At 66.7% G+C, this 19,390-nt stretch carries 15 protein-coding genes; 6 read left to right on the top strand and 9 right to left on the bottom strand.

Annotated features, from left to right (window positions below; genetic code table 11):
• Nucleotide 1: 1 nt before the first annotated feature.
• The 5 genes from ABS45_RS06550 to ABS45_RS06570 all read right to left on the bottom strand — a co-directional run bounded on the left by ABS45_RS06550 (nucleotide 2) and on the right by ABS45_RS06570 (nucleotide 9,374).
• The gene (locus ABS45_RS06550; protein WP_291554266.1) at nucleotides 2–5,731 is read right to left on the bottom strand and encodes an Hpt domain-containing protein; all 5,730 of its coding nucleotides are present in this window, start codon (nucleotides 5,729–5,731) and stop codon (nucleotides 2–4) included.
• A gap of 74 nt (nucleotides 5,732–5,805) precedes the next feature.
• Entirely contained in the window at nucleotides 5,806–8,022 is a 2,217-nt protein-coding gene (locus ABS45_RS06555; protein ID WP_291554268.1) for a methyl-accepting chemotaxis protein, read from the bottom strand.
• Nucleotides 8,023–8,058: 36 nt separating this feature from the next.
• On the bottom strand, nucleotides 8,059–8,586 hold the full coding sequence (locus tag ABS45_RS06560; protein WP_291554269.1) for a chemotaxis protein CheW: 528 nt from the start codon (nucleotides 8,584–8,586) through the stop codon (nucleotides 8,059–8,061).
• A gap of 18 nt (nucleotides 8,587–8,604) precedes the next feature.
• Nucleotides 8,605–8,970 carry a response regulator gene (locus ABS45_RS06565; protein WP_291554270.1) on the bottom strand — a complete coding sequence of 122 codons (366 nt, stop codon included), beginning with the start codon at nucleotides 8,968–8,970 and terminating at the stop codon, nucleotides 8,605–8,607.
• Nucleotides 8,970–9,374 (bottom strand): response regulator, encoded by a 405-nt coding sequence (locus ABS45_RS06570; RefSeq protein ID WP_291554271.1) that lies wholly within the window; start codon nucleotides 9,372–9,374, stop codon nucleotides 8,970–8,972. The genes ABS45_RS06565 and ABS45_RS06570 overlap by 1 nt, the downstream gene beginning before the upstream one ends.
• A gap of 208 nt (nucleotides 9,375–9,582) precedes the next feature.
• Between ABS45_RS06570 and hemL the strand changes: the two genes are divergently transcribed.
• Nucleotides 9,583–10,890 (top strand): glutamate-1-semialdehyde 2,1-aminomutase, encoded by a 1,308-nt coding sequence (gene hemL, locus ABS45_RS06575; RefSeq protein WP_291554272.1) that lies wholly within the window; start codon nucleotides 9,583–9,585, stop codon nucleotides 10,888–10,890.
• 2 nt (nucleotides 10,891–10,892) lie between these two features.
• Here hemL and ABS45_RS06580 read toward each other — a convergent pair whose 3' ends face one another.
• From ABS45_RS06580 to dusB, 4 genes are all read right to left on the bottom strand, one after another.
• Nucleotides 10,893–11,780: an EamA family transporter gene (locus ABS45_RS06580; protein WP_291554328.1), complete on the bottom strand. Its 888-nt coding sequence runs from the start codon at nucleotides 11,778–11,780 to the stop codon at nucleotides 10,893–10,895.
• Nucleotides 11,781–11,814: 34 nt separating this feature from the next.
• Nucleotides 11,815–13,416 carry a bifunctional phosphoribosylaminoimidazolecarboxamide formyltransferase/IMP cyclohydrolase gene (purH, locus tag ABS45_RS06585; RefSeq protein WP_291554273.1) on the bottom strand — a complete coding sequence of 534 codons (1,602 nt, stop codon included), beginning with the start codon at nucleotides 13,414–13,416 and terminating at the stop codon, nucleotides 11,815–11,817.
• Between the two features lie 78 nt (nucleotides 13,417–13,494).
• Complete coding sequence (locus ABS45_RS06590; protein WP_291554274.1) at nucleotides 13,495–13,734, bottom strand: helix-turn-helix domain-containing protein; 240 nt, start codon at nucleotides 13,732–13,734, stop codon at nucleotides 13,495–13,497.
• Nucleotides 13,731–14,792, bottom strand: coding sequence for a tRNA dihydrouridine synthase DusB (gene dusB, locus ABS45_RS06595; RefSeq protein ID WP_291554275.1), 1,062 nt, complete (start codon nucleotides 14,790–14,792; stop codon nucleotides 13,731–13,733). The genes ABS45_RS06590 and dusB overlap by 4 nt, the downstream gene beginning before the upstream one ends.
• Nucleotides 14,793–14,891: 99 nt before the next feature.
• Between dusB and ABS45_RS06600 the strand changes: the two genes are divergently transcribed.
• From ABS45_RS06600 to ABS45_RS06620, 5 genes are all read left to right on the top strand, one after another.
• Nucleotides 14,892–15,371 carry a YqaA family protein gene (locus ABS45_RS06600; RefSeq protein ID WP_291554276.1) on the top strand — a complete coding sequence of 160 codons (480 nt, stop codon included), beginning with the start codon at nucleotides 14,892–14,894 and terminating at the stop codon, nucleotides 15,369–15,371.
• A gap of 143 nt (nucleotides 15,372–15,514) precedes the next feature.
• On the top strand, nucleotides 15,515–16,510 hold the full coding sequence (locus ABS45_RS06605; protein ID WP_291554277.1) for a sulfate ABC transporter substrate-binding protein: 996 nt from the start codon (nucleotides 15,515–15,517) through the stop codon (nucleotides 16,508–16,510).
• Nucleotides 16,511–16,512: 2 nt separating this feature from the next.
• Nucleotides 16,513–17,385 carry a sulfate ABC transporter permease subunit CysT gene (gene cysT, locus ABS45_RS06610; RefSeq protein ID WP_291554278.1) on the top strand — a complete coding sequence of 291 codons (873 nt, stop codon included), beginning with the start codon at nucleotides 16,513–16,515 and terminating at the stop codon, nucleotides 17,383–17,385.
• A complete protein-coding gene (gene cysW / locus ABS45_RS06615; RefSeq protein ID WP_291554279.1) occupies nucleotides 17,382–18,254 on the top strand; it encodes a sulfate ABC transporter permease subunit CysW in 873 nt (290 codons plus the stop codon). The genes cysT and cysW overlap by 4 nt, the downstream gene beginning before the upstream one ends.
• Nucleotides 18,251–19,333, top strand: coding sequence for a sulfate ABC transporter ATP-binding protein (locus ABS45_RS06620; protein ID WP_291554280.1), 1,083 nt, complete (start codon nucleotides 18,251–18,253; stop codon nucleotides 19,331–19,333). Before cysW ends, ABS45_RS06620 begins: the two co-directional genes overlap by 4 nt.
• The last annotated feature ends 57 nt before the right edge of the window (nucleotides 19,334–19,390 follow it).

Raw genomic sequence — 19,390 nt, forward strand, 5'->3', positions numbered from 1 at the left:
CTCAGGGCACGGTCTGCACCTCCGCATAGCGGCGCACCAGCCCGAGCAGCTCTTCTTCTGCGTAAGGCTTGCCCAGATAGTGGCTGACCCCCAGTTCCACCGCGTGCTCCCGGTGCTTCTCCGCCATGCGGGAGGTGATCATGACGATGGGCAGATCCGCCAGCGCGCTATCGGCCCGGATGGCCCGCGCCAGATCAAACCCGTCCATGCGCGGCATCTCGATGTCCGAGAGCACCACCACCGGGCGCTCCTCGCGCAGTCGCTGCAGTGCCTGCAAGCCATCGGCCGCCAGCGCGACGCGATAGCCCTCGCGCTGCAGCAGGCGCTGCGTCACGCGGCGCACGGTGATCGAATCGTCCACCACCAGCACCAGCGGCACGGCCAGCGTGGACTGCAGCGCCGCCGACTGGGACGGTCCTGCCGAGGCTGCGGCGGCGCCCGGGGCCTGCATGCTGGTGCGTGCCTGCTCCCCGTAGACATTGGCCAGCGCCACCGGGTTGTAGATCAGCACCACGGCGCCCGATGCCAGAACGGTCATGCCAGTCAGGCCTGGCAGACCGGAGAGCTGCGGCCCCAGACTCTTGACCACCACTTCCTGGTTGCCCAGTACCTCGTCGACATGCAAGGCCAGGCGCTGTGATGCGCTGCGGGCGATGATGACGGGACGCGTCTTGTCCGTCGCCTCGGCACTGCCGGTCGAGGTCTGCAGCAAGGCGCCGGCCCAGTACAACGGCGCATCCTGGTAGTGACCTGAAGCGTAGGCGGCTGCCAGTTCTGCCGCAGGCGCGCGGCGCACGACCTCGATGACGTTGGCCGGGATGCCCAGGGACATGTTTCCCACGCGCACCATCACCACCTGAGTAACCGCGGTGGTGAGCGGCAGCACCATGCGAAACGATGAACCCTGCCCCGGCGTGGTCGTGGTTTCAATCCGCCCGCCCAGCCCCTGGATTTCGGCGCGCACCACGTCCATGCCTATGCCCCGGCCCGACAGCCCGGTCAACTCCGTCGCGGTGGAGAACCCCGGCAGGTAAATCAACTCGGCCGCGCGCGAGGCATCAACGGCATCTTCCGGGCCGATCAGACCCTGGGTCAACGCACGCTCGCGGATGCGCTCGAGATCCAGGCCGGCGCCGTCGTCCCGGAACTCCACCGATACGTCATTGCCTTCATAGCCAACGGTAATGGCTATGGCACCCGTCGCTGGCTTGCCCGCCGTCTCGCGCACCGCACTTGCCTCGATCCCATGCGCCACGCAATTGCGCAGCAAATGCTCGAATGCCGGCACCATGCGTTCGAGCACGCCGCGGTCCAGCTCCAGGGTGCCGCCGACGATATCGAGCCGGACCTGCTTGCCGGTTTCGCGCGCCGCCTGCCGCACCACGGCGTACAGCCGCTCGGCCACGGAATCGAACTCGACCATGCGGGTACGCAGCAACTCACGCTGCAGCTCACGTGCCTGCCTGCCCTGGGCGATCAGGTCATCCTCCGCACCTTCAATCGAACGCTGCAGTGCGCGCTGTACCGTGGCCACGTCGTTAACCGACTCGGCCATCATGCGCGTGAGCTCCTGCATGCGCGTGAAGCGGTCGAACTCCAGTGGATCGAACCCAGCCGTGCTGTCGCGCGCCTGTGCCTGGCGCGATTGCATTTGCGATTCGGCCTGCAATTCCACATCGCGCAACTGGGCGCGCATGCGTTCCAGATTGCCGCCCAGATCGTCCAGGGAAGCTCGCATCTGCTCGATGCGCGTGGAAAGCCTGGAGCGCGCAATCAATACCTCACCCACGTCGTTCACCATGCGATCCAGCAGCTGCGAGCGCACGCGCACTTGCTGACCGGCCGCGGCCCGTGCAACGCCGCGCACCAGCTCGACCGGCCGAACGACAGCCACCGGCGCCACCAGCGGCGCCACCACCACGGGCGCGTCGCCCTGCACGGACACCGGTCCCGACTCGGCTGGCGCTGCAGCAGACCCCTCGGCGGACACCTCGTCCGCAGCAGGCTCGGGCTGCCCCTGCGCACCGATGACGCGCAAGGCATCGAACGTCGTCTGCAGCGCATCAAAGCGCGCCATCAAGGGCTCCACATCCGCCGCCGTCGCGGTTTCGAAGTCAATGGCTTCGACCGCCGACTCCATGCGGTGCGCCATTTCACCCAGGCGCAGCGCGCCCGCAAGACGGGCGCTGCCCTTGAGCGTATGCAGTGCGCGCAGCAACTCGCGCCGCGCGTCGAGATCGTCGACCTGGCCAGACCACTGGCGCAAGGCGGCACTGAGTTGTGGCAGCAGTTCCTGCGCCTCTTCCTCGAAGATCGGGAAAAGGTCCGGATCGATGGTGTCGATCAGGTCAATGTCGTCCTCGTCGGCATCGGCCGCAATGGCCTGTGCGATCGCATCGTCGATCGCCTGTTCCTGCAGGAAGGCATCGGTCTGCGCGTCGGTGTCGGCGTCCGCCGTCGGCACAGGCAATGCAAGGGCCGGCTCGGCGGCCAACGGCTCAGGCTCAGGCGCCGGTTCTGCCGGCGGTGATGATTCGTTGTTCTGCGAGTCGCGCCACTCCTGCAAGCGGCTGATCAGCGAGGCTTCGAATTCGGGGTCGTCCTGCACGGAGTCCACGCCCAGAGGCTGCCCGCCACTGGAGAGATCCATGCCGAGCACGGCCTCGAGCTGTTCCACGACCGGCGGATGGGCATCCTTGAGAAATCCCGCGGCAAACTGGTGCAGCAGGCGGCGAATTTCATCCGCCGCCCCCGTCATGACCCGTACCTGTTCAGGCTGTCCACCGCCAAGCAGCTGCAGATGTTGCAGCGCGTGCTCCATCATGCGCGCCAGTTGCGACAAGGCCATGAAGCCCACGGTTGCCGAGCTGCCGGCAAGCGAATGGGTCAATGCCACCGCGTCTTCCGGCACCGGGGACGTCGGCGCCTCCGCCCAGTCCTGGACGCAGGACAGCAGCCGCGCTGACCAGCCATCGGCCTCGTTCAGATAGACGTTGTACAGCGCCGTCGGAACGCGCAATTCGCCAATCTGCCGAATGTCGTTTTCGAGCACAGCAGGCGGCGCATCCTGCTCCAGGAATGCGTGCAGCTCATCGGATGCCTCTGGCTCTGACGCCGCGTCAGCAGAGTGCGCCGGAGTGGACTGCTGCTGCGTGGCAGCAGGCGCGAACGCGTCCTCGGGCAGCAATGGCTGGTTGGACGGCGACTCAAACGGCTGCGCATGCGTGACATCGACCACGCTGGACGCCAGGTCCTCATCAATCACGGTGTCGGCAAAACCAAACCCGGAGTCGACTGCCACCGGCTCGGTCGGCGCCGGCACTGGTGCCTGCTGCTGCGGCATTGCGCGCGACCACGGCACCAGCACACCCTCGGTGCGCATCGTGTCCGCTGCCATGCGAAAGCCTTCGGCGCTCCAGCCGCCCGCGGTGCCTGCGGACAGATCCTGCACCCAGTCGCCAAAGGCGGTCAGCGTGTCGTGCGACAAGGCAAGCAGGGGCGCCGATGCCGGCTTTTCATGCACCAGCCAATCGTTGAATACCTCCTCCATGGCCCAGGCGGCCTCGCCGAACGCGGTCAGCCCGACCATGCGCGAGCTGCCCTTGAGCGTGTGGTAGGCACGCCGCAGCGCCGCCTGCGCGTCGATGTCGCCCGGCTCCTGCTGCAAGGTTTGCACCGCCTCCAGACCGTTGGCGACGACCTCGCGCGCTTCCTCGATGAAAATTTCCAGCAGCTCCGGATCCGGGGCCTCTGCGGCTGGCGCTTGTGAGACCACGCCCGCTGCGCTTGCCTCATCGGCGGTCTCCGCCGAGGGCGCCTCGGCCTGGGCTGCAGCATCCGGCTCAGGCACGGTGGGCTCAGTCACAGGGGCAGCAGGTGCTTCGGGCTGCATGGGCACGGCAGCCTCGACCGCCGGCGCAGCCTCCTCGGGCGCTCGCGCGGCCAGCAGGTCCGGTACCTCGTCCGGCTCATCCTCCACGCGGGTGCGCGGTCCGGTTCCGCCTACAAAGCGGAATTCACCCAGCGCCTCGTCGTAGACGAACAGCTTGGCGGCCATGGCACGCTGGTAGCCCAGCATATCCACCAGAAAACCCAGCGCTCCAAGGCTGTTGCCCAGGCGCTCGAACACGCCCGGTCGGTCTGCCTCTTCGACCCCGCCGGTCAACAGCCGCTCGACCACATCGCGCATGCGCAACACGGCGGTGGACGCCTGGTCCAGCCCCAGCACCGACAACACGCCACGCATCTGCTGCATGCCACCCGGCACCGGGTTCAGCAGCGCCGTCTCGGACGGATTGCGGAAAAATTCATCCAGTGATTTCTCCACGTCCGCCAACGTGACGCGCAGTTCGCCGACCACGCTGCCCATGGTCTGATAGTCGCTCACCCGGCGGTAGAGCTCTTCCATCCACGGCTCCAGCGGCTGGGATTCGCCACCCAGCACGACCCCATCCAACCGAGCCGCCAGGCGGCTGGCGCGATCGGCCATGTGCTCGCGGGCCGCATCCAGCTCTTCGAAGGAGGCTTGCAGATACAGCACGGCCGTCGCCACCTCCATCCCCAGTGGCGCAGGTGGCGGCTGCGTTGAATGCAGCGGCACCGCCACCGCCCGCAGGAGCGCGGCAGCCAGCGGCTCACTGTCGAGTTGCAATTTGCGCAGTGAATCGCAAACCAGGCTGAACTGATCCACCGCCGGCTTGATCTTGTGGGTATCTCCACCCGCCAGCGCCGACCAGGTTTCGGTGGCTGCCGCGATGCGCTTGCGCGCCTGGGCCAGCAAGGTCGGGTCAAACAGCCCGAAGCGCGCAGATTCGTAATCCACCGCCGCCTGGCGCTGCATGGCCCAGGCGCTGCGCACCGAGCGCAAGGCGGTCACGCCTGCGGCATCGTCGGGCATGCGGGCCTGGGCGCAAAAAAACAGCAACTCCTGCTGCAACCGCTCGTCTACCGCCGAGCCACCGCGGGCCAGCGTCGCGTACTGCATCAGCACGCGGGAGGTGGTGCGCTTGGCATAGGTATCCATGCCCAGCCAGCCGCGACCGAGCGCCTCGAAAAACCCGGCACAGACCTTCCAGAAAATGCGTTGCGGCGTCTCCTGCTGCGCGGCCGCAAGCCCCATGCTCAGGTGTTGCATCTCCACCGCTGCCGCCGCATCGCCGTTCTTCACGATGCGCAGCACCGCCGCATCCAGGCGCGATCGCACTTGCGTGCCGTAGGGCAGCGGCAGGACGCTGCCCGGAAACACCGGCTCGCGCGCGCGCCGCTCCGCCGGCCACAGATCCATGGGGTGCACGTTGGCGGTGCCAGCCAGCGCCTGCACCTGGCGATACTGCGGAAACAGCGCGACCGGGGAAATCACCTTCCCGGCGAGGATGCTGTCCAGATATTCGATGACCGCAAAGCTGGTGCTTTCGAGCACGGCGACCGCCGCGCCGTTGCAACGCTCAGGCTCCTGCACGAATCGGTGCACGGCCGCTTCCATCGCCTGCAGCACCACCGCCGTCTGCGCCATGCCGACCATGACCAACGCGCCGGCGCACTGGTGCAGCATCTGGCGCACGGTGCGCAAAGCCGCCGGATCGGAGGCCGCGAGATCGGATTGCCCCGCGCTGTCGAGCTCGTGCGCGAAATGCTGCAGCTGCTTGACGGCGTTGTCCAGCGTCTTGCGCAGCTCCGCATGCACCCACGCCAGCGGCCCGAGATCCAGTTCTTCGTGATGAACGTCGCGCACCGGCATGTTGCTTGTCCCCGTGGGTGGCATCGCTGGCCCTCCGAGTAGATTGGTCTGAGGCGGATCAGGTGGCTTCAGGCAATCCTGAAACGCGCCACCGACTGGTGCAATTCTTCGGCCATCCGGGACAGTTCCCTGACCTGATGGGCCGTGGTGCGCGTGCCCTCGCCGGTCTGCTCGGTCACGGCGAAGATGTGCTGGATGTTCTCGGCCACGCCGTTGGCCAGCTTGGCCTCTTTCAGTGTTGCAGCAGAAATGCTCTCGATCAGCTCAGCCAGCTTGCGCGAGACTCTATCAATTTCAGTCAAGGCGGTGCCTGCGCTGTCCGACAGGCGCGCGCCCTCGACCACGCCGCGCGTCGAGCGCTCCATGGCCGCCACCGCGTCCTGGGTGTCGGTCTGAATCGCCTTCACCAGCGCCGCGATCTGCCGCGTCGCATCGCCCGAGCGCTCGGCCAGACGCTGCACCTCCTCCGCCACCACGGAAAAGCCGCGCCCCGCCTCACCTGCGGACGCCGCCTGGATGGCGGCATTGAGTGCCAGCAGGTTGGTCTGCTCGGTAATGTCGGAGATCAGCTCGGTGATTTCACCAATCTCCTGCGACGACTCACCAAGACGCTTGATGCGCTTGGAGGTGTCCTGGATCTGGTCGCGGATGGTGTTCATGCCGCCGATGGCGTTCTGCACCGCTTTCAGGCCCTGGTCCGCCGCCTGCAGGGACTGGTGCGCCACAGCCGCCGACTGCTGCGCCTGACCGGACACGCCGTTGATGCGTGCCGCCATGTCCAGCACCGACTGGCCGGTTTCCCGGATCTCGCGCAGCTGCTCGCTCGACGCTGCCAGAAGCTCGGTAGACGTGCCTTCCACGTCGGTGGTCGTCTGCACCACGCTCGCGGCGGTGTTCTGAACGCTGCCCACGAGCACGCGCAGCTCCTCGATCGTGTAATTGACCGAATCCGCAATCGCGCCGGTAATGTCCTCGGTCACGGTGGCTTCCTGCGTGAGATCGCCCTCGGCCACCGTCTGCAGTTCGTTCATGAGGCGCAGGATCGCCGCCTGGTTGGCGTCGTTGATGCGCTTGGCCTCCTGCTCGCGCTGACGCGCCGCTTCCTGCTCGGCTTCGGCCCGTTGTTGCCGCTGGCGGCCACTCAGCACCTGCACATACGCGATGCCGACACCGCAGGCCAGCACGAACAGCGCCAGCACCAACAGCAGCGCCAATTCACTCGGGCCATAGCCCGATTGCGCGGCCAGCCGGGTCTGCAGGGTCTGCAGGCGCTCGCGCGCGGGCTCGCTGTCACGCGCCATCACCGCATGTGCCGCGCGCGACGCCGAGAGCACGTCAGCGCTCTTGAGCAACTGCAGCACCCTTGGCTCATTGGCCTCATAGAGCTGCGTCAGCGTCCGGCCCGGGCCGCTGGACAGCTCGGGCACGCGCTGCAGCAGCGCCTTGAAATCGATCACATCCTGCTCCAGCTGGGCTTGCAGACCAACGCCGGCGCCGCCGTACACCAGGTTGGCATCCAGGGCGGTGCGCTGAGTCAGCACGGCCAGGCGATTGGCGGTCTCCAGCCCGCTGGCATCGCTGCCCTGCTGCGCACGCGCGACCACGGCGCGTGCGGCGCGCAGCCAATCGCCGCTGTCGCCATTGAGGGCTGTGACGGCATTGCGAGCCTCGACCAGCGTCGCGGCCTGTCCCTGGATCGCCGCCACATAGCGCTCTACCCGTTCGACCACCGGCCGCAGATCGTCCAGCTCACCGCGAAAGCTCGCGCCCAATGGTTTGATGTCGGCCTGCGTATCGCCACTGGAAAGCGCCTGGACATTGCTCGAAAACACCTTGGCGCTGTCGGTCAGTTCTGCAAACGCCGTTTGCTGGCCCAGCAGGGCCGCATCAAAGGCCTTGACCATGCGCTGTGACTGCATCAAGGCCTCCCCCACTGCCGTGAGCTGGCGTGCCGAGGTTTGCGCACGCTGCGCCAGCCAGCCACCGAAGATCGCCAGAACCAACACCCCCAGCCCGAGCAGGACCAGCAGGCGTCGCTGGTGCACAACCACCGAGGCCCGGCCCAGCAGCGGGAGGGCGATCTCGTCGTCCTGTACCGGCTGCACTGGCGCGCCGGCAGCGGGCAGTTGTTCGCCCTGAACGCTCTCGACGCCATCCGCCTGGAACACCATGGACAGCCCCTCGCCGTGCTGCGGATCAACCCCCAGGTCAATGCGGCTGGGCTGGGCCTCCGCCTCTGCAGGCGCCCGTCGCATCCACCGGTTCAACGCATCTACCAAGGCCATAGTATGTCTTTCAGTCAAGCAAAAAGGACCCGAAATTCAGGCGCCGATGTTCAAAAACGCGGCATCGCGCGCCAGGGTCTGCAAATCGATAATCTGCCAGCGCGCCCCCTGCGCATCGAGTCGGCTCGCACCGACCCAGTCGGCGGAGCCCGGCGCCGGCGCTTCGTCCTCGGTGAAGTCTTGCGCGCCGCGCAGGCCGATGAAACGGTCCACCAGCAACGCGGCATTCACCTCCAGCAGCGCGCTCAAGGTCAGCAGCGCACAACCTGCCAGTGCCTGCTCGGTGCGTGCTTGCGGCGAGCCCAGCAAGACGGCCAAATCGATGACCCCATTGAGCACGCCGCGCAGGTTGGCCACACCAAGAAACCACGGCTGCGTGTGCGGCACCGGCTGCACGCCGGACCATGAAAAAATCTCCCCGGCCTGTGCCAGCGGCAACAGCAGCCGCTGGCCCGCGCACTCCACCGCCAGCCAGGACGCCACCGCCACATCCGCCCCCTCCGCGGCGCGCAAACGCGCCAGCAGCCGCATCTGGACTTCTCTGAGTGTTTCTCGTTCAGCCATGTCGGGTGCCGCGGCGCGTCAATTGAGCGCGCCGATCTTTTCGCGCAATTCCGCCGCATTCACCGGCTTGGTGATGTAGCCGCGCGCGCCCTGGCGCATGCCCCAGACGCGGTCGGTTTCCTGGTTCTTGCTGGTGCACATGAGAATGGGAATGTCAGCATAGAGCGGGTCACGCGTCAGCGCCCGGGTGAGCTGGAAGCCATTCTTGCCCGGCATCACCACATCCATCAGGATGAGATCGGGCTTGTCCTGGGCCAGGCGCTGGTAGGCCTCGTCGGCGTTCTCCGCCGTCTGCACCTGCATGCCTTCCTTTTGCAGCAGGTCGGTCAGAAACATCAGTTCGGTCTTGGAGTCATCCACGACCAATACTTTCTTGATTGCCATCATTGCACTCCTGATTGCGCACGGCCAAACTGCTGCACCGCCTGCAGCAGCTGGTCCTTGGTAAAGGGTTTGGTGAGGTACTCCTGGCAGCCCACCATGCGCCCGCGCGCCTTATCGAACACGCCATCCTTGGAAGACAGCATGACCACCGGCGTATCGGCAAAGCGCGGGTTGCGCTTGATGATGGCCACCGTCTGGTAGCCATCGAGCTTGGGCATCAGGATGTCGCAGAAGATGAGCTGCGGCTGGTAGTCGTTCACCTTGGACAGCGCGTCAAACCCGTCCTCGGCAAGCAGCACCTCATGCCCACCCTGCTTGAGAAAAATCTCGGCGCTGCGCCGGATCGTGTTGCTGTCGTCCACCACGAGCACCTTGATCGTGGGACCGGTAGTCGCTGTCGCCAATTTGTCCCGCTCCTGTAGTGTTGTGCTGCGCGCATCTTTCAAAAGCTGCGCCAAGTCCCTGTCCGGGCAAGCTTATAGGCGCTTTGCGCCGAATGCAACGATTCTATGGAGCAGACGTCGCAAAAATGGGAGCACGCTTGGTCTGCGCAACAGTTTTCAGCCCTGCGACGCAGCCGTTGGCGCGCCAATACCGTTCAAAATGCAGGCCATGACCGATACCACCGACCACAACCTCTCGCTCTTTCACCATGCCCAGGCACTGATCCCCGGCGGCGTGAACTCACCCGTGCGCGCTTTCCGGGCCGTCGGCGGCACGCCGTCCTTCATCACCCGCGGCCAGGGTGCCTACATCTGGGATGCCGACGGACGCAGGCTCATCGACTACATCGGCTCCTGGGGGCCGATGATCCTGGGCCATGGCCATCCGGCGGTGCTGGCCGCCGTACACCAGGCGGTGGATCAGGGCCTGTCGTTCGGCGCACCGACCGAGCGCGAGAGCGAGCTGGCTGAAGAAATCATGCGCCATGTGCCCTCGATCGAGATGCTGCGCCTGGTCAGCTCGGGCACAGAAGCGGGCATGAGCGCGATCCGCCTGGCACGCGGCGCCACCGGGCGCAGCAAGATCATCAAATTCAATGGCTGCTACCACGGTCATGCGGATGCGCTGCTGGTCAAGGCCGGTTCGGGCCTGGCAACCTTCGGCCACGCCACCAGCGCCGGCGTGCCCGAGGCGGTGGTGCAGGACACGCTGGTGCTGGAATACAACGACGTGGCGCAGCTTGAAGAGGCCTTCACGCTGCACGGCGAAAGAATCGCCTGCGTGATCATGGAGCCGATCGCGGGCAACATGAATTTCGTGCGCGCCAGCGTGCCCTTCATGCGCGCAGCGCGCGAGCTGTGCACGAAGCACGGCGCGCTGCTCATCATCGACGAGGTGATGACGGGCTTTCGCGTGGCGCTCGGCGGCGCGCAAAGCCTGTACGCCAAGGCCATCCCCGGCTTCAAGCCGGATCTCACGATGCTGGGCAAGGTGGTGGGCGGCGGCATGCCGCTGGCGGCCTTTGGCGGGCGCAAGGATGTGATGGAACAACTCGCGCCGCTGGGCCCGGTGTACCAGGCCGGCACGCTCTCGGGCAACCCGGTGGCCACCGCGTGTGGCCTGGCGACGCTGCGCGAGGTGGCGAAACCGGGTTTCCATGAACACCTGGCCGAGCGCACCCGCTCGCTGATCGCGGGCCTGACGCAGGCCGCGCACGCCGAAGGTGTGGGTTTCTGCGGCGACAGCGAGGGTGGGATGATGGGCTACTTCCTGCTGCCCGCACTGCCGACAAATTACGTTGAAGTACTCAAAAGCGACGGCGAGCGCTTCAACCGGCTGTTTCACGGCCTGCTCGATCGCGGCGTCTACACCGCACCCGCGCTCTACGAGGCGGGCTTCGTGAGCAGCGCGCACAGCGCGGCCGACATCGAGGAGACGGTGGCAGCGGCGCGTGAAGTGTTTCACATGCTCGCTTAACGCTACTTTTTCGATAGCTGCAAGCGCTTGCGCAGTCTGGGCCAGAGCACGTTCAGGCTCAAGCCCGCCATCACCAGCAGCATCGCACTGCCCTTCCACGCCGGGAAGGGCTCGCCCAAGAGCGCGACCGAGCTCGCCATGCCGAACACCGGCACCAAGAGCGCCAGCGGCGTGACGGTGGCCGCGTCGTAGCGCACCAGCAGCCAGGCCCAAAGGCCATAGCCAAGGATGGTGTTGGCCATCGACTGCCAGAGGATGGCACCCCAGGCCAGCAGCGGCGCGGCCTGGATCGTGTGCCAGAGCCTGGCCGGGCTGCCTTCGGTCAGGAGCGTCAGCACGACGAGCGGGGGCACCGAAAACGCGCTGGTCCAGACCATGTAGGCGACCATGTTCACGCGCCCGGCATGGCGCCCGACCAGGTTTCCGAGCGCCCAGCACAGGCCCGAGCCCAGCACCATCACGATGCCCAGCCAGGTCGTGCTTCCATCGGTGTGCAGGCCGATCACCGCGAAGCCTGCGACCGCCAAAGCGGCGGCGACGAGCTGGAACAGCCGCACGCGCTCGCCTTCGAGCAGCACCGCCAGCCCGACGGTGAACAGCACCTGCGCCTGCACCACCAGCGACGCCAGGCCCGGCGAGATCTGCGACCGCATCGCCAGATACAGCAGGCTGAATTGCCCGCCGCCGATCAAGAGGCCGTAGCCCGCCAGGTTGCGCCAGGGCACCGGCGGGCGCTTGAAGAAAAAAATGGCGGGCAGCGTGGCCGTGGCAAAGCGCAGCGCCGCCATCAAGAGCGGCGGAAACGAATCCAATGCCACCTTGATGACGACGAAGTTGCTGCCCCAGATGGCCACCACGAGGATGCCCAGCAGCAAATGATTGAGCGTGATGACCTGCCGCACCGGGGCAGCGGCGGGCGGCGCTTCAGTGGCGGAAATGGCGCACTCCGGTGAAGACCATGGCCACGCCGCGCTCGTTGGCAGCGTCTATCACCTCCTGGTCACGCATCGAGCCACCGGGCTGCGCGATGCAGGTGGCGCCATGATCGACCACCACGTCCAGGCCGTCGCGGAAGGGGAAGAAGGCGTCGCTCGCGACCACCGTGTCCTTGAGCGACAGGCCCGCCGCCTCGGCCTTGATGCTGGCGATGCGCGCCGAATCCAGGCGCGACATCTGCCCCGCACCCACGCCCATCGTCATGCCGCCCTTGCAGAACACGATGGCGTTGCTCTTGACGAATTTGGCGACCTTCCAGGCGAACATCAGGTCTTGCAACTGCTCTTGCGTCGGCTGGCGCGTGGTGACGATCTTCAGATCCGCCAGTTGCAGCTCATGGTTGTCGGCGGTTTGGAGCAACAGGCCCGAGCCCACGCGCTTGGCATCCATCGCGTTGCGCCCTTGCGCCCAGGCGGTGGCGCCGCCGGCCGCGGGAATGGCGATCTTCATCAGTCGCACATTGGCCTTGGCCTTGAAGATCTCGCGCGCCTCGGGCGTGAAATCGGGCGCCATCAGCACTTCGACGAACTGCTTGACCACCTGCGCGGCCGCCGCGCCATCGACGGGGCGGTTGAACGCGATGATGCCGCCAAAGGCACTCGTGGGGTCGGTCTGGAAGGCCTTGGCGTAGGCCTCGCGCGCGCTCGTGCCCACGGCCACGCCACAGGGGTTGGCATGCTTGACGATGACGCAGGCGGGCAGCTTGAAGCTCTTGACGCATTCCCAGGCAGCGTCGGCGTCGGCGATGTTGTTGTAGGACAGCTCCTTGCCCTGCAATTGCTCGCCGGTCACGATCGATCCGGGCGCGGGGTACAAATCGCGGTACAGCGCCGCGCTCTGGTGGCTGTTCTCGCCGTAGCGCAGGTCTTGCACCTTGGTGAAGATGCCGTTGCTTTGCCCGGCGAACAGCTGGCGCTCGGGTACATAGCTCTCTGCCAGTTTTTCCGGCTCGAAGGTGACCGACGAGAGATAGTCGCTGATCGCCCCGGCGTACTGCGCGATGCGGTTGAACGCCGCCACCGCGAGCCTGAAGCGCAGCGCATCCGAGAGCCGGCCCGCGCTCTTGAGCTCGGCCAGCACCTCGGGGTATTGCGCGGCGTCGGTCACCACGCCCACGTCCTTCCAGTTCTTGGCGGCGCTCCTGACCATCGCCGGGCCACCGATGTCGATGTTCTCGATCGCATCGGCCAGCGTGCAACCGGCTTTGGCCACCGTCGCTTCAAAGGGGTAGAGGTTGACCACCAGCAGGTCGATGGTGTCGATGCCGTGCGCGGCCAGCGCTGCCATGTGCTCAGGCACGTCGCGGCGCGCCAGCAGACCGCCATGCACCTTGGGGTGCAGGGTCTTGACGCGGCCATCGAGCATTTCAGGAAAACCGGTGACCTCGGCCACCTCGGTGACCGGCAGGCCTTCTTGCGCCAGCAGCTTGGCGGTGCCGCCGGTGGAGATCAGCGTGATGCCCAGCGCGTGCAGCGCACGGGCGAATTCAACGATGCCGCTCTTGTCGGAGACGGATAGCAAGGCGTTCATGGTACTTCCCGGAGTTTCAAATCAAATCGGCCTCCAGCGCTTGCCAGTCAAGCGCCAGCAGCTATCAATACAGAGGTTTCAGATCAAGCGGTGATCGACCAGCTTTTTGCGCAGCGTGTTGCGGTTCAGGCCCAGCCACTCGGCCGCGCGCGACTGGTTGTGGCCGGCGTGGTGCATCACCACTTCGAGCAAAGGCTTTTCCACCAGCCGCAGCAGCATCTCGTACATGTCCTCGGGCGCTTCGCCGCCCAGGTCCTCGAAGTAGCGCAGCAGGCTGTCGCGCACGCAGGCTTCAATGTTGGTATTTGCCGGGCTCATGCGTGCGCACCCTCGGGGTTTTCTCGTTCTGACACGGGTTTCATCTCGTCTGCCTGCGGCAGGCGCTCCATCTCTTGCTCCAGCCGCTCGAAATACACGCGCACCGCCTCCCACTGCACCCGGCTGTCCTGCACGGTGTTGATGTGGCGGCGCAAATCGTCGCCCCCCGGCAGGCCGTGCACATACCAGGCGATGTGCTTGCGCGCACTGCGCATGCCGGTGGCTTCGCCATAGAGGCTGTAGTGCTCTTGCAGGTGTTCCAGCAGCAGACGCCGTACCTCGGCCACCAGCGGCGGCGCGAGTTCTTCGCCGGTATCCAGGAAGTGCAGCACCTCGCGAAAAATCCACGGCCTGCCCTGCGCCGCGCGGCCGATCATCAGCGCATCGGCGCCGGTGGCCGCGAGCACGTCCCGCGCCTTGCGCGCATCGGTGATGTCGCCATTGGCCACCACGGGAATCCGCACCGCGCGCTTGACCGCGGCGATCGTGTCGTACTCAGCTTCGCCGCGGTAACCCTGCTCGCGCGTGCGGCCATGCACCGTGAGCATCTGGATGCCCGCACCTTCAAACTGACACGCCAAGGCCACGGCGTTCTTGTGCGCCTCGCTCCAGCCGGTGCGCATCTTGAGCGTCACCGGCACGCCGTGCGGCTCGCACACCGCCACCACGGCCTCAGCGATCTCCAGCGCCAGCGCCTCGTTTTGCATCAGCGCCGAACCCGCCCACTTGTTGCACACCTTCTTGGCCGGGCAGCCCATGTTGATGTCGATGAGCTGCGCGCCGCGATCGATGTTGTAGGCGGCGGCCTCGGCCATCATCGCCGCATCGGTGCCGGCGATCTGCACCGCGATGGTGCCGGGCTCCCCTTCGTGATTGGCGCGGCGCGAGGTCTTGAGGCTGGCCCAGAGTTCCTTGCGCGAGGTCACCATCTCGCTGACCGCATGGCCCGCGCCCAGTTCGCGGCACAGGCGCCGGAAGGGCCGGTCCGTCACACCCGCCATGGGCGCGACGAAAACGCGATTGGGCAGCGTAACGGGACCGATGACGAGGGCAGGCATGGATGCAGGGCAGCGGACCAGACGGCCCGCGAAAGGGGTGATTGTAATTGCCCGTTTTTTGGGCAGGCGCGCCCCCGCCCCACCTACACTTCACGCCCCATGGCACCTTGGATGATCGACCTCGCCCACTGGCTGGCGCTGCCGCACAACGGCTTGGCGACCGTCTTCATCGTGGCCTTGGTTTCGGCCACCTTGCTGCCGCTGGGCTCCGAGCCCGCGGTGTTTGCCCTGGTGCAGCTCAATCCCCAGCTGTTCTGGCCCGCCATCCTGGTTGCCACGCTGGGCAACACCCTGGGCGGCGCCATCAGCTGGTGGATGGGACTGGGCACGCACAGCGCCGTGGACCGCTGGCGTGGCAAGCCGAGCGAAGTCAAGGCGCTGGCCTGGCTGCAGCGCTTTGGCGCGCGCGCCTGCCTGCTGAGCTGGCTGCCCATCGTCGGCGATCCGCTGTGCGCCGTGGCTGGCTGGCTGCGTCTGCCGTTCTGGCCTTGCGTGGCCTACATGGCTGTGGGGAAATTCGCACGCTATCTGACGATGACGGCGGCCTTGGTCTATCTCTGGCCACAGAGCACGATCTGACGCCGGGCCGCGCCGGGCGGTGCGCTTAGCCATATAGCCAGATGGCCTAAGGCCTCAGGTGCATATGGTTCAAGCAAACGCGTCGTTCGCTTTGCAGGCGACGCTGCCTAAGCTCGCGGACATTCACCCCACCCGATCCGTGCATGCTGCGTCGCCATTGGCTCTCTTTGCCGCTCACCCTTGCGCCCTTCACTGGCGCGCTGGCGGCTGAGCGCACGCTGCTCAACGCCGCCTACGACGCGACGCGTGAGTTCCACGCCGACTTCAACGCCGCCTTCGCACGCCACTGGCGGGCGCTGTCGGGCGAGGACGTCGCCCTCTACCAGTCGCACGGTGGCTCGGGCGCGCAGGCACGCTCGGTGCTCGATGGCCTGCGTGCGGACCTGGTCTCGCTCGCGCTACCGCCGGACATCGACCGCCTCGCGCGTGCCGGGCTGGTCGACACTCGCTGGCGTGAGGCGCTGCCGCGGCAGGCCTGCCCCATGGCTTCGACCATCGTCTTTCTGGTGCGCAAGGGCAACCCGCACGGCATTCGCGGCTGGGACGACCTGCTGCAACCCCGGCTCGCGCTCGTCACCCCCAACCCCAGGATTTCCGGCGGCGCACGCTGGAACTGGTTTGCCGCCTGGGGCCACGCACTGCGCGCCAGCGGCAGCGAGCGGGCGGCCTTCGATTTCATGCGCCAGCTCTTTGCCCGCGTGCCGGTGCTCGATACCGGCGCACGCTCGGCGGCGATGAGCTTCATCGTGCGCGGCATGGGCGACGTGCTGCTGGCGTGGGAAAGCGAAGCCCATCTGGCGCTGCAGGCCTTTGGCACCCAGGCGATCGAGCTCGTCACGCCGCCCGACAGCATCCTGGCGCTGCTGCCCGTGGCGCAGGTCGAGCGGGTCACGCAGCGGCGCGGCAGCGCCGGGCTTGCGCGTGCCTATCTGGACTATCTCTACAGCGCGGATGCGCAGCAACTCGCAAGGCGCCACTTCTTTCGCCCCGCACAGCTCCCGGCGACTGAACTTCCAGCGGTGGATACCTTCACGCTTGAAGCGGTGGCAGGCGACTGGCGCGAGGCGCAACAGCGGCACTTTGCCGAAGGCGGCCTGTTCGACCAGATCTGGCAGCCGGCGGCGCGGCGAGCGTCGTGACCATGACCGCCCTCGCCCTGCCCCGTCTGTCGCGCCGCAGCCGCCGTGCGCCTGCCGTGCTGCCCGGGCGCGCGCTCACGCTCGGGCTCACCATCACCTGGCTCAGCCTGGTGGTGCTGCTGCCGCTTTCGGCCGTCGTTCTGAGCGCGGCAAGCCCGGGCTGGGAAGCGCTGTGGCACGGCATCTCCAGCCCAAGGGTGCGCGCATCCCTCTTGCTCTCGTTTGGCAGCGCCTTCGTGGCCGCACTGGTGAATCTGCTGTTTGGCGGTCTCACCGCCTGGGTGCTGGTGCGCTACCCCTTCCCGGCCAGGAAACTGGTGGATGCGCTGGTGGACCTGCCCTTTGCGCTGCCCACCGCCGTCGCGGGCATTGCGCTGGCAACGCTCCATGCACCGCAGGGCTGGATCGGCCGCTGGCTGGCGCCGCTGGGCCTGCAGGTGGCATTTGCACCCGCGGGCATCGTGGTCGCACTCATCTTCATCGGCCTGCCGTTTGTCGTGCGCACGGTGCAGCCGGTGCTGGAAGATCTGGCGCCGGAATATGAAGAAGCCGCGCGCAGCCTCGGCGCCAGCCGCGCGCAGGTGTTCGTGCATGTGGTGCTGCCCGCCATGCTGCCCGCGCTGCTCACCGGCTTTGCGCTCGCGTTTGCACGGGCAGCGGGCGAGTACGGCTCGGTGATCTTCATCGCGGGCAACATGCCCATGGTGTCGGAAATCGCGCCACTGCTGATCGTCACCCGTCTGGAACAGTACGACGTGGCCGGCGCGACGGCGATCGCGGTCGCGATGCTGGCGCTCTCGTTCACGCTGCTGCTGGCGATCAACCTGCTGCAGGGCGCCAGCCGCACGCACGCCACCGGCCGGAGGGCGGCATGAGCACCTGGCCGGGGGGGCGGATGAACACGCGTCACGGCAAGCCCGGCGCCTGGCTGCGCTGGACACTGATGGCCGTCACCGCAGGCTTTTTGCTGCTCTTTCTCTTTCTGCCGCTCGCTGCGGTGTTTTACGAGGCGCTGGCCCAAGGCTGGGACGCAAGTCTTGCCGCGATCACCGAGCCCGATGCGCTCGCCGCCATCCGGCTCACGCTCACCGCCAGCCTGATTGCGGTGCCACTGAACCTGGTGCTCGGCACCTGCGCTGCCTGGGCGATTGCGCGCTTTGACTTTGCCGGCAAAGGCTTGCTCACGACGCTGATCGACCTGCCGTTCTCGGTCTCGCCGGTGATCGCGGGCCTGGCCTGGGTGCTGCTGTTTGGCAGCGCGGGCTGGTTCGGCGCCTGGCTCGATCGCCACGATTTGCAGATTCTGTTTGCCGTGCCCGGCATCGTGCTGGCCACGGTGTTCGTCACCTTCCCCTACGTCGCGCGCGAACTGATCGCGCTCATGCAATCGCAGGGCAGCGAGGAGGAAGAAGCCGCCATCGTGCTCGGCGCCAGCGGCTGGCGCGTGTTCTGGCATGTGACGCTGCCCAACATCCGCTGGGGGCTGTTCTACGGCGTGGTGCTGTGCAACGCACGCGCCATGGGTGAATTTGGCGCCGTCTCCATCGTCTCGGGCCACATCCGGGGCCTTACCAACACGCTGCCGCTGCATGTGGAAATCCTCTACAACGAATACAACAGCGCCGCCGCCTTCTCCGTGGCGGCGCTGCTGGCGCTGCTGGCGCTGGCCACGCTGGCTCTCAAAACCCTGGCCGAATGGCGCTTGCGCGCCCAGGCCAACGCTCTCCGGAAGGCATTGCCATGAGCATGGAAGTACGCTCCATCCACAAACGTTTTGGCAGCTTCACGGCGCTGCGCGATGTCTCCCTCGCCTTTCCCGACGGGCACCTCACCGCGCTGCTCGGCCCCTCGGGCTGCGGCAAGACCACGCTCTTGCGCATCATCGCCGGGCTGGAAGCGCCCGACAGCGGCCAGGTGCTGCTCGGCGGCGAGGACGCCTCGCACGCCGACGTGCGCGAGCGCCAGGTCGGCTTCGTGTTTCAGCACTACGCGCTCTTCAGGCACATGACGGTGTTTGACAACGTGGCGTTTGGCCTGCGCATGAAGCCCCGGCGCGAGCGTTTGAGCGAAGCCGCGATTCGCACCAAAGTGATGGATCTGCTGCAACTGGTGCAGCTCGATTGGCTGGCCGACCGGCGCCCGGCCGCGCTTTCGGGCGGGCAGCGTCAGCGCATCGCCCTGGCGCGTGCGCTGGCGGTGCAGCCGCGCGTGCTGCTGCTCGACGAGCCGTTTGGCGCGCTGGACGCCAAGGTGCGCAAGGAACTGCGCCGCTGGCTGCGCAAGCTGCACGACGAGCTGCACGTGACCAGCATCTTCGTCACGCACGACCAGGAAGAGGCGCTGGAAGTGGCGGACGAAATCGTCATCATGAACCGTGGCCAGGTCGAGCAGCGCGGCAGCCCGCAGGCGGTGTACGAGGAGCCCGCCACGGCCTTTGTCTGCGGCTTTCTCGGCCACATGAACCGGTTTCATGGCCGTGTGCAAGGCGGGCAGCTGCGCTCGGGCAATGTGCACTTCGCACTGCCGGACGACCCGGCCGCTCACAACGCCGCCGGCACCGCCTACGTGCGCCCGCACGAAATCCAGATCGAGCCCTGCGAGCCGCAATACCGCCCGGCGCACGCCAGCGAACTGCGGGTGAACCTGCTGCGCGCGCAGGCCCTGGGGCCACTGGCACAGCTGGAGCTGACACGCGAAGACACGCAGGAAGTCATCGAGGTGGTGATGCCCAGCCAGGAGTTCGATCGCCTGCGCGCACGCGGCTGCCAGCACTTCATTGCACGGCCCTCAAGAGCAAGGGTGTTTTTGGGCTCTCGCGCTTGATGGACAAGCGCTGGCAGCTCACCATTTTTCTTTATTCGCTTCCCTGCTTAGGTTATG

It is taken from the genome of Comamonas sp. SCN 65-56 (assembly GCF_001724135.1).
GTDB lineage: Bacteria > Pseudomonadota > Gammaproteobacteria > Burkholderiales > Burkholderiaceae_C > Comamonas_C.

What these genes read in the sequence shown, in the direction of transcription:
- ABS45_RS06555 (WP_291554268.1), bottom strand. Translation starts at nt 8,022, where the DNA reads ATGGCCTTGGTAGATGCGTTGAACCGGTGGATGCGACGGGCGCCTGCA.
- ABS45_RS06560 (WP_291554269.1), bottom strand. Translation starts at nt 8,586, where the DNA reads ATGGCTGAACGAGAAACACTCAGAGAAGTCCAGATGCGGCTGCTGGCG.
- ABS45_RS06565 (WP_291554270.1), bottom strand. Translation starts at nt 8,970, where the DNA reads ATGGCAATCAAGAAAGTATTGGTCGTGGATGACTCCAAGACCGAACTG.
- hemL (WP_291554272.1), top strand. Translation starts at nt 9,583, where the DNA reads ATGACCGATACCACCGACCACAACCTCTCGCTCTTTCACCATGCCCAG.
- purH (WP_291554273.1), bottom strand. Translation starts at nt 13,416, where the DNA reads ATGAACGCCTTGCTATCCGTCTCCGACAAGAGCGGCATCGTTGAATTC.
- ABS45_RS06590 (WP_291554274.1), bottom strand. Translation starts at nt 13,734, where the DNA reads ATGAGCCCGGCAAATACCAACATTGAAGCCTGCGTGCGCGACAGCCTG.
- dusB (WP_291554275.1), bottom strand. Translation starts at nt 14,792, where the DNA reads ATGCCTGCCCTCGTCATCGGTCCCGTTACGCTGCCCAATCGCGTTTTC.
- ABS45_RS06600 (WP_291554276.1), top strand. Translation starts at nt 14,892, where the DNA reads ATGGCACCTTGGATGATCGACCTCGCCCACTGGCTGGCGCTGCCGCAC.
- ABS45_RS06605 (WP_291554277.1), top strand. Translation starts at nt 15,515, where the DNA reads ATGCTGCGTCGCCATTGGCTCTCTTTGCCGCTCACCCTTGCGCCCTTC.
- cysT (WP_291554278.1), top strand. Translation starts at nt 16,513, where the DNA reads ATGACCGCCCTCGCCCTGCCCCGTCTGTCGCGCCGCAGCCGCCGTGCG.
- cysW (WP_291554279.1), top strand. Translation starts at nt 17,382, where the DNA reads ATGAGCACCTGGCCGGGGGGGCGGATGAACACGCGTCACGGCAAGCCC.
- ABS45_RS06620 (WP_291554280.1), top strand. Translation starts at nt 18,251, where the DNA reads ATGAGCATGGAAGTACGCTCCATCCACAAACGTTTTGGCAGCTTCACG.